Below are 12,239 nucleotides of genomic sequence, written 5' to 3'. Positions count from 1 at the left end.
GTTATTTGACCACCGGCGGAACTTCAAAGGTATGGAACGGCGCCGGGCTCGGCACGGTCCATTCCAGCCCTTCGGCGCCGTCCCACGGCTTGGCTGCCGCCTCCTGCCCACCACGGATCGACGGGATCACCACCGCCAACAGGAAATACACCTGGCTCAAGCCGAATCCGAGCGCACCGATCGAAACGATCATGTTGAAATCGGTGAACTGCGCCGGGTAGTCGGCGTAACGGCGCGGCATGCCGGCCAGGCCGAGGAAGTGCATCGGGAAGAAGGTGATGTTGAATGTGATCAGCGAGGCCCAGAAATGGATCTTGCCGCGCGTCTCGTTATACATGAAGCCGGTCCATTTCGGGCCCCAGTAGTAGAAGCCGGCGAACAGCGCGAACAACGAACCGGCCACCAGCACGTAATGGAAGTGGGCGATGATGTAGTAGGTATCCTGGATCTGGATGTCGATCGGCGCCACCGCCATGATCAGGCCGGTGAACCCGCCCATCGAGAACACGAAGATGAAGCCGACTGCAAACAGCATCGGCGTCTCGAACGTCATCGAGCCGCGCCACATGGTGGCGATCCAGTTGAAGATCTTGACCCCGGTCGGCACCGCGATCAGCATCGTCGCGTACATGAAGAACAACTGTCCGGTGACCGGCATGCCGGTAGTGAACATGTGGTGCGCCCATACCAGGAACGACAGGATCGCAATCGAGGCAGTTGCGTACACCATCGATGCGTAGCCGAACAGCGGCTTGCGGGCGAAGGCAGGAATGACCTGCGAGATAATGCCGAACGCCGGCAGGATCATGATGTACACCTCGGGATGGCCGAAGAACCAGAATACGTGCTGGTACATCACCGGGTCGCCGCCGCCGGCGGCGTTGAAGAACGAGGTGCCGAAGTGGCGATCCGACAGCGTCATCGTAATGGCGCCTGCCAGCACCGGCATCACCGCGATCAGCAGATAGGCGGTGATCAGCCAAGTCCAGCAAAACATCGGCATCTTCATCAGCGTCATGCCGGGCGCGCGCATGTTCAGCACGGTGGTGATGATATTGATGGCGCCCATGATCGACGATGCGCCCATCAGGTGCAAGGCGAAGATCGCCATGTCCATGCCGACGCCCATTTGGGTCGACAGCGGCGCGTACAAGGTCCAGCCGGCGGCGGTGGCGCCGCCCGGTACCAGGAACGAACCGGCCAGCAACAGCGCGGCCGGCGGCAGCAGCCAGAACGAAAAGTTGTTCATCCGCGCAAATGCCATGTCCGAGGCGCCGATCTGCAGCGGGATCATCCAGTTGGCGAAGCCGACGAAGGCCGGCATGATCGCGCCGAACACCATGATCAGGCCGTGCATGGTGGTCAACTGGTTGAAGAACTCGGGGTGGAAGAACTGCAGGCCAGGCTGGAACAATTCGGCCCGGATCAACAGCGCCAGCACGCCGCCGGTCATGAACATCGTGAACGAAAATATCAGGTAGAGGGTGCCGATGTCTTTATGGTTGGTCGCGTATAGCCAGCGACGCCAGCCGTGCGGTTGCTCGTGCGCATGATCGTGAGCGTGATCGTGTGCGTGCTCGACTGCGGTTGTGCTCATCTCAAACTCCTAATTTATTAAAAACAGAGCAACGGCTGACCCGGCCCTGTCCCGCACTTTCCATCATGCCGGGGGCAGAGCGCCTACCCTGCTCCCATTTCCACTCTGCTGCGACAGGGCAGCCTGCGCCCAACCCTGCCTCGCAATCAATGGCTTCCTCTACTTGCGCGCAACCAGCACTTCAGATGGCTGCACAATATTCTCTTGCGCCTTGTTGGACCAGGCATTACGGGTATAGGTGATTACGGCTGCAATCTCGGTATCCGACAAAACCGCTTTCCATGCCGGCATCGCATTCTTGCCGTCCATCACAGTCTTGATCTGCCCGGCTTTCGGCCCATTGACCACCGCCGAGCCATCGAGCGCCGCGAATGCCCCCGGCACACCTTTGCCGTTGGCCTGATGGCAAGCCACACAGTTCGCCGCATAAACCTTTTCGCCGCGCTGGCTCAGCTCATCAATAGTCCAGACCTTGTTCGGGTCATCGGCCTTGGCGGCCATTTCCTTCTTCTTGCCATCGACCCATTTGGCGTAATCCTCATCGCTCACCACATGCACCACGATCGGCATGAAGGCGTGTTCCTTGCCGCACAACTCGACGCACGATCCGCGATAGGTGCCGATCGTATCGGCCTTGAACCAGGTATCGCGCACGAAACCGGGAATCGCATCCTGCTTGACGCCGAAGGATGGCACGGTCCACGAGTGGATCACGTCATTGGCGGTCAGAACCACGCGCACCTTCTTGTTGACCGGCACCACCATCGGGTTATCCACGTCCAGCAGATAATTGTCGTCCTTGGTCAGAGCGGCATTCGTGATCTGTTCGCGCGGCGTCGCCAGACTGGACAGGAAGGAAATTCCTTCACCGCCGCCCTTCAGATAGTCGTAGCCCCACTTCCATTGCATGCCGGTAACCTTGATCGTCAAATCGGCGTTCGAGGTATCTTTCATCGCAATGATGGTCCGGGTGGCCGGCAAGGCCATGCCGATCACGATCAGGAACGGCACCACGGTCCAGGCGATTTCGACCGCGGTACTTTCGTGGAAGGTGGCCGGCTTGTGCCCGAGCGATTTGCGATGCCTGAAGATCGAATAGAACATCACGCTGAAAACGGCGATGAAAATCACCAGGCAGATGACCAGCATCAACGTATGCAGCGAATAGATCTGCTGCGCGATTTCGGTGACGGGCTTATGCAAATTAAGCTGTAGCACGGCCGGGCCGCCCGGACTGTCCACCACTGCCCAGGACGGCAAAGCCGCTGCCAGCAGCGGGGCTCCTGGCATCAACGAAAGAAGGCGCTTCGCATGTTTCATGTTTTCCCCAACAGCCCTGAATAAGAATCCTGTCTAACCACCTGCGGCCGGACCGCGCCGCAGCTCCCGTTTCAGCTCCTGCGCGAACTCGCGCCGCTTGTGTTCGGTAAGAAATCGCCCTACTTCGACGCGCACGCCAACGGCCTCCAGCGTGATCAGCGCATGCCGGGACGATGGCAATTCGATCCGCGTCAGATCGCGCCTCAAGCGGAATTGCCGCGCCCGCCCCACCTCTATCAACTCCACCAGCAAACAATCGCCAATCAGCGCAATACGCTCGCGGTCGCCCACATGGCGCGCATATGTCAGAAATGCCGCCCCGATCACCGACATTTCCAGCAACGCGAATCCGAACACGTAGTGCACGCCAAGCAGCGCACATATGCCCGCGATGGCGAAAGACGCGACGCACAAACTCGCGTAGAACAGCGCCAGTTGGCGCGGCGAGAGAGAACAATTGCGCCTTAAAATCCATTCGCGCGCGGCCATGGCATTACGCTCCGGCGGCAAATCGAATGCGTACCTCCCAAAAGAAGTGCAGGAAGTATAAGACCGAACAATGATTTATATCAAGAAAATTCAACCTTGCTCAAAACCGGTACGCGCCCACTCGGCACATGAAAATCAGGCATCGATCCGGCATCACATTGGATTGAGGCGCGCAGCTTTCCCGTTCTTCACGCCGGCCCAGGCGAGGCCACCATCTCGTCAGCACGCTTGAAGCGCGGCGCCGGCCGGAACGCATGGCCGTAAATGATTTCAAAGCTGAGTGGAATCCTGCCATCCGGCCGGCGCATGGCTTCCAGTTCGCGTAGCATGCGCGTCCAGGCTGCGCGGCCCACCAACCCGCGGCCGCGCGTGTCGAGCGGGTTGCCGCCCCAGGCGCGGACATCGGCCAGCAGCTTGTCGGTGGTTTCGTAAGTCACGGTGATCGTTTCCATATCCATCACCGGCGTCGAAAAACCGCTGCCGGTCAACATGTCGCCAAAATCATGCATGTCGACAAAGGTGAGCGCATGCGGCGCCGCGTCGGCGGCGGCAAATGCGGTGCGCAATTCCTTGAACGTATCCGGACCAAAGCAGGAAAACATCAGCAAGCCGTTCAGACGCAGCACGCGCCGCCATTCAGTGAAGACGCGATCGGGCTGCGGATGCCAGTGCAGCGCCAGATTCGACCAGATGACGTCGACCGCCTTGACACCCAGCGGCAGCGCCGCGAAATCGCCGCACGTCAGGCCAATCCCAGCCTCGGCCGCGACGCCCGGCCTGGTTGGCAGCCATTTCTTCAGCATCCGCTGCAATGCGGAGCTGGCCGCCTGCTGCCCGCCGCGCGCCGCCGCCAACATGGCCGGCGACGCATCCAGGCCCAGCACGTGCGCATCGCCAAAGCGCTGTTGCAGCAGCGCCAGATCCGCTCCCTCACCGCAGCCGGCATCCAGGATCTGCCGCGGCTCGATCTTGATCAACTCCAGCCGCTCATGCATCCTGGCGGCAATTTCGCGCCGCAGGAAGGCCGATTCGGCGACCCGCTCGGCGCGGGCAAACAGATGGCGCACGCGGCGCAGGTCGATCGGCGCGCTGTGCTTGGCTTTGGAAGGGGCTTTCGGTTGCATGGAAGTCGCTGGCGGGGGGTGAGATAATCGGACCAGTTTACACCTTGAAAAGGTTTGTCGCGATGCTGTCTGGCTTGCGCCGCTGCTCACGCCAATGGTGGCAGCGCCTGCCGGCGTTGCTGCCGTCGGCCTGCGCGCTGTGCGGCCGTTCCGGCGAATTACTGTGTGTCGCCTGCCAGGCGCAATTTTTCGAGCCATCGCAGCCGCGCTGCCGCCAGTGCGCGACCCGGCTGCCGGCGGCAGCCGCCGCCGAAATCTGCGGCAATTGCCTGAAAGCGCCGCCCGCCTTCGATGCCACCCTGGTTGCCGCCGATTATGCGGCGCCGATCGATCAACTGGTGCAAGGTTTGAAGTTCGGCCACCGGCTGGCGCTGGCGCCGCTGTTTGCCGGCCTGCTGCGCGACGCGGTGCTGCAGGACGGTGCCGGCGCGCCGCTGCCGACGCTGCTGACGGCGGTGCCGCTCGGGCCGCAGCGGCTGGCGCAACGCGGCTTCAACCAGGCGCTGGAAATCGCGCGCCCGCTATCCGCCATGCTCGGCATCGAACTGGCGCCGCAACTGGCGCTACGCCTGCGCGAAACCCGGCCGCAGACGCTGCTGCCGCCTGCGCAACGGCAGCAAAACGTCCGCCACGCCTTCATGGTCGACGGCAGCGCGCTGCGGCGCATCGCCGGCCGCCATGTCGGCGTGGTGGACGACGTCATCACCACCGGCGGCACGCTAGGCGAACTGGCGACGACCCTGAAGCGCTACGGCGCCGCGCGCGTCACCAATTTCGTCTTTGCACGCACCCCGCCGCATTAGCGGCTACTGGAGAAATCACTTGTTTCATGTCGTTCTGGTCGAACCGAAGATCGCCCCCAATACCGGCAACATCATCCGTCTGTGCGCCAATGCCGGCGCCCAGTTGCATCTGGTCGAGCCGCTCGGATTTACGCTGGATGACGCCCGCATGCGGCGCGCCGGGCTGGACTACCACGAATTCGCCCGCATGCAGGTGCATCGTGATTGGCCGTCCTTCCTGCAGGCCGCACGACCCGATCCGGCGCGCCTGTTTGCGCTCACCACGCACGGCTCGACCCCGATCGGCGAGTTGGCGTTCCAGCCGGGCGACATGTTCGTGTTCGGCTCCGAAACCAGCGGCCTGGATGCGGCGCTGCGCGAATCGTTTCCACCGCAACGCCGTATCCGGCTGCCGATGCGGCCTGACAACCGCAGCCTGAATCTGTCGAATGCGGTGGCGATCGTGGTGTTCGAGGCGTGGCGCCAGAACGGTTTTGCCGGCGGCGTCTAGAAAAAATTGCCGCCTTGGCACGGTTGCTATAATCGCGCGGTCCACACGTCTTGCTCCGCTTGCCATGCCACGTGCCGTTTCGCGCTCATTGATTGCCTGGCTCGCAGCGTTCAGCCTGCTGCTGAACGGGCTGCTGCCGGGCGTCGCGCAAGCGATGCCGGCAACACCGGCGCTCGAGATGGCGATCTGCAGCGTCGCCGGCGCCACCACTCCGGATCAGCAGCACGGCGCCGCGGCGCATTGCCTGGCTTGCTGCCACCATGGCCAGTTGCTGGCGCTGCCGGCGACAACCGCAGCGATACCGGTGGGTGTGCGGCCGGCATTGCAGCCGGCGCAAACCGCAGCCGCCACGCGGACCGGCGCGCAACCATACCGGCGCGCGCGGCCGCGCGGGCCGCCGCACGCCTGATGCGTGCCGGCGCTAGGCCGGCGCCGCTTTATATTCCCTGATTCGCTATACCGGCCGACCGGCGCGTCCAAGGCGCGCATCGGCCAATGACTCGAACCCACCACCTGAAGGATCATCATGCAATTTCGCTTTTTCGCTCCCTTGTTTGCGCTGCTGGCGTTTTGCGCCGCTGCCTCGGCTCACGACTATCAAGCCGGCGCTGTCCATGTCGACCACCCATACGCGCGCGCCACGGTTCCCGGCCAGCCGTCCGGCGCCGCCTACATGACGCTGGAAAACAGCGGCAAGGACGGCGACCGGCTGCTCGCCGCCGCCAGTCCGGCCGCCCAGAAAACCGAAATCCACACCATGGCGATGGATGGCAACGTGATGAAAATGCGCCAGGTGGACGGCATCGAATTGGCGCCGGCGGCCAGGGTCGTGATGAAGCCGGGCGACGGCTACCACATCATGCTGCTCGGCCTGAAGCAGCAATTGAAGATCGGCGATACGCTGCCGCTGACGCTGACTTTTGAAAAAGCCGGCAAGCTCGAGGTCTCGGTGCAGGTGCAGGAAGTCAAGCAGCCGATGAAGCACAGCCACCAGTGACGGGCGGCGCGGCCGCGGGCGACGGCAAGGACGCTGGACGCTAGGCCTTGCCGATTTGCAGCACCGGCCGCACTTCGCCGGTGTGCAAGCCCATGAAGTTGCGGAGCTGCGGCCGCAGCCACGGCGCCAGCGGCGAATGTTCCGGGTCTGCGACCAGCCCCAGTTGCTGCAATACCGCGACCGCCGCCGTATAGAGCGCGCGCATGTTGCCGTCGACCACCTTGATCGCGATCCCGAGTCCGGCCGAACGCACGCCGATCACTTGCACGCCGTCAGCGCCGATCTTGGCGACCCAGTCGCCGGCGCCGGTTTGCATGAACGCCAGGTCGTTGCGGCCGCTGCCCGACACCAGTTCCGGATGGCCGGTCATGGCCCGATACAGCGCGCCGAGCGCGTCGCCGTACTCGTCATCCGGCGCGCCCTGCGCCAGCCGCGCGTACGCCAGCGCCAGGTGCGACAACGGCATCGCATAGTTCGGCGCCGAGCAGCCGTCGATGCCCATCTTCAGTTGCGCTGCCGGCAGGCCGGCGAAATGGGCGACGGCGGCGCGCACCTCCTGCTGCAGCGGGTGCGACGGCGCCAGGTAACTGTCGAGCGGATAGTCGTGCTGCACGCAAGCCGCCAGAAAACCGGCATGCTTGCCGCTGCAGTTGTTGTGCAACTGGTTGAACACTTCCTCGGCCGGCACCCGGTCGTTGGCGCCGTAGCGCATCGGAATGTGGCAGCCGCAGCGCAGGTGATGCTCGTCGCAGTCGGCCTTGTGCAGCATCGACTGCACCGCGTCGATGTGCATCGCTTCGCCGGAATGGCTGGCGCACAGCAGCGCCACTTCCGCCTGCGTGTAGCCGAACCGCGCCGGGCCGCCGTCGCGCATGAACGGCGCCGCCTGGAACGGCTTGATGGTGGAACGGGTGAAAGTCAGGAAATGCGGATCGCCGGCCTGGCACAGCAGCTTGCCGTGCAGATCGACCACCGCCACCGACCCGGCGTGGATGCACTCGACTTCCTGACCGCGCGTAACTTCCACCAATGGCACGTACTGCATATCGACTTCCTTTCGCGCCAGCGTGTCAACGTGCCGGCATTTTCATATACTCCAGCGTGTGACGGCAGATTCCACCCGTCCACGCTCCAATATTGACGCATACCCTATCTTAACGGGGGGGTGGGAGCGCGATGCGCGCATACGCCGAACCGCCATCAGCCCTGTCGCCGGGCCTTGGCCAGCAGCTTGCTGGTCGAGCGATCGTGCTCGAAGGCGATCGCCACCACCCGGCCCCCGTACGCCTGCACTGCCCGCCCCTCCGGAATCGCCGCCATGTCGTAGTCACCGCCTTTGGCATATACCGCCGGGCGCACCTGCCGCACCACTTCCAGCGCCGTGTCCTCGTCGAACGGCACCACCAGGCTGACCGCTTCCAGTGCCGCCAGCACCGCCATACGATCGGCGCAGGAATTCAACGGCCGGTCGTCGCCCTTGCCCAGGCGCTTGACCGAAGCATCGGTATTCACCGCCACCACCAGCGAAGCGCCGAGCGCGCGCGCCTGCGCCAGATAGCTGACATGGCCGCGATGCAGGATATCGAAGACGCCATTGGTCAGCACCACCGGCTGCGGCAAGCCGGCGACACGCGCGACGAGGCTGGCACGGTCGCAGATTTTCTGTTCAAAGGAGGGCATCGCACAACCGATTAAAAACGCAAGCAGACCTTGCGGCCCCGATTATACGGCGCGCTTGCGCCGCCATCCCATGCGCAGCGCCGGCACTCAGGATGGCTTGCGCTTGCGCGCGGCGGCGGGCTTGGTTTTTGCTGCCGGCGGCGATTTCGGCTGGGCCGCGGCCGGCGCGCTGCCGGTTGTCTGATCGCTGAGCGCATGCATGACCGCTTGCTGGAATTGCTCCTGCAACAGGTTCCACCAGGCCGATGGATTGGCCGATGCGGAAGCGAAATCCGGCATGCCGGGCTTGGCCTCGGAGGCACTGGGGGTTGCTGCCGGCCCACTCCAGGCCGGGATTTCGAAGGCCGGCTTGGCGGGCGCCGCAGCTTGCTCCGTTGCACCCTGCGCCGGCGCCGCGAACGGCGATTCGAACGGCGGCGCCGACTCGCCTTGCGGCGTGCCCGGGATGCCGATTGCCGCACTCATCGATTGCAGCGCCGCAATCGTGCCGCTTTGTACTTCAAGCGCCTGAATCGTCCCGCGCAGCATGTTCATGTTCAGGGCCAGCCAGGATTCGACCGCCTTCAGATCGGAAATTTTCTTGTTGATCTCATCGATCGACAGCGTCGGCACGACCATGCCGGGCACACCCAGATTGCCCCACATTTTCTTGACGAAATCCAGCGTATCGGTCATCGCCCCAAGAGCGGCGATTCCGGGCGGGTTCGGGTTTTCCATGCGCTCCTCCGTGAAAGGATGATTCCTGCCAGCCATTGCCGTGCGCCGTGCCAGACCGGGATCCCAGCCATTGCCTGCCGTGCTGGCGCACGCCGCAGAGGGTCATGATGCCACGCTTTGCACCGCGCCGGACGCACACCGCACCAACCCGCCCAGCAATCCATGCAAGCCAGCGCAAGCCGGCCGCCGCTGGCCCGGCAAGCCCGGTTTACAATGAACAGAGCCGCCGACATCGTGCCAGCGGCGGCCACCGAGCCCAGCCTCAGTCTGATGACCGATTTTCCACCTGCTGCCCGTTCGTCGCCTCGCGCCACGCCACCCGCCTCCAGGCGCTGGATCGTGGTGCTGGCACTGTCGATCCTGCTACATCTGCTGGTGCTGGGCTGGGGTTCGGATAGCCTGCGGATTCCGGTGCCGCATGCGGCACCGGAGCCGCTCCTGGAAGCCGCCTTGCTGGTGCCGCCGGCGCCGGTGATCCCGCCAACACCGCCGGTGGCGGCACCCGCTCGGCCGGCTGCCGCCGCGCAAGCGCGACCCAGGCCGCCAATCCCGGCGCCGGCTACTACGGCAATCGCGCCCCCGGCCGAGGCCGAACCCGCAACTGCTCCGGACCGCGCTTACAGCGTGCCAGACGGGCCATTGCCAGTGCTGCCAACATCTCATATAGGCAGCGCCACGCCGGAACAGCCGGCAACCAACCCCGCCGAAACCTCCGCCGAGCCGCACTACCTGGTCGACCCGCCGCCCTCGGTCACGCTGAAATACGATGTCGAAGCCTGGCGCCAGGGGCAGCGCGTGTATGGCCACGGCAGCATCGCCTGGGACACCGACGGCGGCAGTTACCGCATCCGCGGCGATGCCGGTATCCTGTTCTTCTCGGTGCTGAGTTTCACCAGCGAAGGCATGATCGACGCCTTCGGCGTGGCGCCGGTGCTATACAACGAAAAGCGCTTCCGCAAGTCAGCCACCAATACCCATTTCCAGCGCGAACGCAATCTGATCAGCTTTTCTGCCTCCACCGCGTCCTACCCGCGCCAGGGCGGCGAACAGGATCGCGCCAGCGTGATCTGGCAACTGGCCGGCATCGGCCGCGGCGACGGCGGCCGCTTCGTAGCCGGCGCCGACATCGACCTGTTCGTGGCCGGCGTGCGCGATGCCGAAACCTGGCGCATCCATGTCGTCGGCCAGGAGCAAATCGAGATCGACGGCCAGTTGACGCCGGCTTGGCATGTGGTGCGGGCGCCGCGTCCCGGTTCTTACGACCAGCGCATCGACATCTGGCTGGCGCCCGGGCAGCAGTGGTATCCGGTAAAGTTGCGCTATACCGAAACCAGCGGCGATTATCTCGATTTGCTGCTGTCCAATCTCAAGCCGTCGCAACCACCAGCGACCGCGGCCGAAACGCCGGCGGCTGACAACCCGGCGCCAAGCCCGGAATGGATCAATTGATGCTTCGTTTCCTGTTATCCACCAGCATCGCCACTCTGCTGCTGGCCGCGCTGCCGGCGCTGGGCGCAACCGATGCCGGACACCCAGCACCCAAGCGCAAGTTCAACCTGCCGCCATCGGTCGATCTGGTCTATGTGATCGATGCCCGCCAGGGCGGATTGCGGATCCAGGGCAGCGCCCTGGTGCAATGGCGGAATGGCGGTCAGCATTACAGCGTGGCGGCGGAAACGCGCGCCATGCTGGTGGGAAAAATCCTCGAGGCCAAAAGCGAGGGCGCAATCGACGCCTATGGCCTGGCGCCCGCCAGCTTTACCGAAAAACGCTTTCGCAAGGGCGCCACCAGCACCACCTTCGACCGCGCCGCCCGCACCATCACGTTCGCGCAATCGGACGCGAGCTACCCGCTGATCGGCGGCGAGCAGGATCGCACCAGTATCACCTGGCAACTGGTCGCAATCGCGCGCGCGCAGCCGAAAAAACTCACGCCCGGCTCCGAATGGCCGTTTTTCGTCGCCGGCCAGCGCGACGCCGAGCGCTGGTCATTCGAGGTCATCCGCCAGGAAAAAATCCGCACCCCGGCCGGCGAACTGCCGGCCCTGCACATCGTGCGCGCGCCGCCGCCCGGCGATCAGAGCCAGAAGCTGGACCTGTGGCTGGCACCGGGACTGGAATGGTATCCAGTCAAGCTGCGCTTCACTGATGCCGACGGCGAATACATCGAACAGACGCTGCAGGAATACCGCAAGCCATAACCTCGACACCTTCCGATATTTGCGGGAGTATGCAGATAAACACCTGATTTCCGTAAATATTTTCTACGGATTTAAAAACACTACTACCAGTATCAAGAGCCAATCACGATGAGCGAATCACTATCCGCCAGCCGCGCGCTGGTCCTGTTCAGCGGCGGCCAGGATTCCACCACCTGCCTGGCCTGGGCCTTGGCGCGCTATGCCCATGTCGAAACCATCGGCTTCGATTACGGCCAGCGGCATGCAATCGAACTTTCAGTGCGGCCGGCGCTGCGGCAAAAACTGCCGTCCGTATCGCCGGCCTGGGCGACACGCCTCGGCCCCGACCATATGATCGACCTGTCGCTGATCGCGCAGATTTCCGATACCGCGATGACGCAGGAAATCGAAATCGTGACGCAGGAAAACGGCTTGCCCAACACCTTCGTCCCCGGGCGCAACCTGTTGTTCATGACGGTCGCCGCCACCGTTGCCTACCGCCGCGGCCTCGATGTCCTGGTCGGCGGCATGTGCGAAACCGATTTTTCCGGCTATCCGGATTGCCGCGACGACACGATGAAAGCGCTGCAAGTCGCGCTCAACCTCGGTATGGCCACGCGCCTGAAACTGGAGACGCCGCTGATGTGGCTGGACAAGGCAGCCACCTGGCGGCTGGCGCAAGATCTGGGCGGCACGGCGCTGATCGACCTGATCCGCGAAGACACGCATACCTGCTACCTCGGCGAGCGCGGGGCGCTGCATGACTGGGGCTACGGCTGCGGCACTTGCCCGGCTTGCGCATTGCGGGCTCGCGGGTATCGGCGGTTTGTCGGATAATGTCG

At 63.9% G+C, this 12,239-nt stretch carries 14 protein-coding genes; 7 read left to right on the top strand and 7 right to left on the bottom strand.

The window, feature by feature from the left end; all coding sequences use genetic code 11:
* Position 1: 1 nt before the first annotated feature.
* From ctaD to ACK2VC_RS11400, 4 genes are all read right to left on the bottom strand, one after another.
* On the bottom strand, positions 2–1,597 hold the full coding sequence (gene ctaD, locus ACK2VC_RS11415; RefSeq protein ID WP_486730475.1) for a cytochrome c oxidase subunit I: 1,596 nt from the start codon (positions 1,595–1,597) through the stop codon (positions 2–4).
* Positions 1,598–1,756: 159 nt separating this feature from the next.
* Positions 1,757–2,917 (bottom strand): cytochrome c oxidase subunit II, encoded by a 1,161-nt coding sequence (gene coxB / locus ACK2VC_RS11410; protein ID WP_486730474.1) that lies wholly within the window; start codon positions 2,915–2,917, stop codon positions 1,757–1,759.
* A gap of 33 nt (positions 2,918–2,950) precedes the next feature.
* Complete coding sequence (locus tag ACK2VC_RS11405) at positions 2,951–3,406, bottom strand: DUF2244 domain-containing protein (protein ID WP_486730473.1); 456 nt, start codon at positions 3,404–3,406, stop codon at positions 2,951–2,953.
* A 188-nt stretch (positions 3,407–3,594) separates the two neighbouring features.
* Positions 3,595–4,530 (bottom strand): methyltransferase domain-containing protein, encoded by a 936-nt coding sequence (locus ACK2VC_RS11400; RefSeq protein WP_486730472.1) that lies wholly within the window; start codon positions 4,528–4,530, stop codon positions 3,595–3,597.
* Positions 4,531–4,574: 44 nt separating this feature from the next.
* Here ACK2VC_RS11400 and ACK2VC_RS11395 point away from each other — a divergent pair, with 44 nt between their 5' ends.
* The 4 genes from ACK2VC_RS11395 (at position 4,575) to ACK2VC_RS11380 (ending at position 6,820) form a co-directional block, all read left to right on the top strand.
* Positions 4,575–5,333 (top strand): double zinc ribbon domain-containing protein, encoded by a 759-nt coding sequence (locus ACK2VC_RS11395; protein ID WP_486730471.1) that lies wholly within the window; start codon positions 4,575–4,577, stop codon positions 5,331–5,333.
* 19 nt (positions 5,334–5,352) lie between these two features.
* A complete protein-coding gene (gene trmL, locus ACK2VC_RS11390) occupies positions 5,353–5,823 on the top strand; it encodes a tRNA (uridine(34)/cytosine(34)/5-carboxymethylaminomethyluridine(34)-2'-O)-methyltransferase TrmL (RefSeq protein WP_486730470.1) in 471 nt (156 codons plus the stop codon).
* 64 nt (positions 5,824–5,887) lie between these two features.
* Positions 5,888–6,232 carry a DUF2946 family protein gene (locus tag ACK2VC_RS11385; RefSeq protein ID WP_486730469.1) on the top strand — a complete coding sequence of 115 codons (345 nt, stop codon included), beginning with the start codon at positions 5,888–5,890 and terminating at the stop codon, positions 6,230–6,232.
* A 117-nt stretch (positions 6,233–6,349) separates the two neighbouring features.
* Positions 6,350–6,820 (top strand): copper chaperone PCu(A)C, encoded by a 471-nt coding sequence (locus ACK2VC_RS11380; RefSeq protein WP_486730468.1) that lies wholly within the window; start codon positions 6,350–6,352, stop codon positions 6,818–6,820.
* A gap of 40 nt (positions 6,821–6,860) precedes the next feature.
* Here ACK2VC_RS11380 and ACK2VC_RS11375 read toward each other — a convergent pair whose 3' ends face one another.
* From ACK2VC_RS11375 to ACK2VC_RS11365, 3 genes are all read right to left on the bottom strand, one after another.
* Entirely contained in the window at positions 6,861–7,865 is a 1,005-nt protein-coding gene (locus ACK2VC_RS11375; protein ID WP_486730467.1) for an asparaginase, read from the bottom strand.
* A gap of 155 nt (positions 7,866–8,020) precedes the next feature.
* A complete protein-coding gene (rfaE2, locus tag ACK2VC_RS11370) occupies positions 8,021–8,500 on the bottom strand; it encodes a D-glycero-beta-D-manno-heptose 1-phosphate adenylyltransferase (RefSeq protein ID WP_486730466.1) in 480 nt (159 codons plus the stop codon).
* A gap of 87 nt (positions 8,501–8,587) precedes the next feature.
* Complete coding sequence (locus ACK2VC_RS11365; protein WP_486730465.1) at positions 8,588–9,217, bottom strand: PhaM family polyhydroxyalkanoate granule multifunctional regulatory protein; 630 nt, start codon at positions 9,215–9,217, stop codon at positions 8,588–8,590.
* Positions 9,218–9,430: 213 nt separating this feature from the next.
* On the opposite strand from ACK2VC_RS11365, the gene ACK2VC_RS11360 reads away from it, so the two are divergent.
* The 3 genes from ACK2VC_RS11360 (at position 9,431) to queC (ending at position 12,234) form a co-directional block, all read left to right on the top strand.
* The gene (locus ACK2VC_RS11360) at positions 9,431–10,666 is read left to right on the top strand and encodes a DUF3108 domain-containing protein (RefSeq protein WP_486730464.1); all 1,236 of its coding nucleotides are present in this window, start codon (positions 9,431–9,433) and stop codon (positions 10,664–10,666) included.
* A complete protein-coding gene (locus tag ACK2VC_RS11355; protein ID WP_486730463.1) occupies positions 10,666–11,418 on the top strand; it encodes a DUF3108 domain-containing protein in 753 nt (250 codons plus the stop codon). Before ACK2VC_RS11360 ends, ACK2VC_RS11355 begins: the two co-directional genes overlap by 1 nt.
* Positions 11,419–11,526: 108 nt before the next feature.
* Positions 11,527–12,234 carry a 7-cyano-7-deazaguanine synthase QueC gene (gene queC, locus ACK2VC_RS11350; protein WP_486730462.1) on the top strand — a complete coding sequence of 236 codons (708 nt, stop codon included), beginning with the start codon at positions 11,527–11,529 and terminating at the stop codon, positions 12,232–12,234.
* Positions 12,235–12,239: the final 5 nt, after the last annotated feature.

Source organism: Herbaspirillum sp. WTB6 (assembly GCF_057457785.1).
This window is presented reverse-complemented; position numbering and strand designations above follow the sequence as displayed.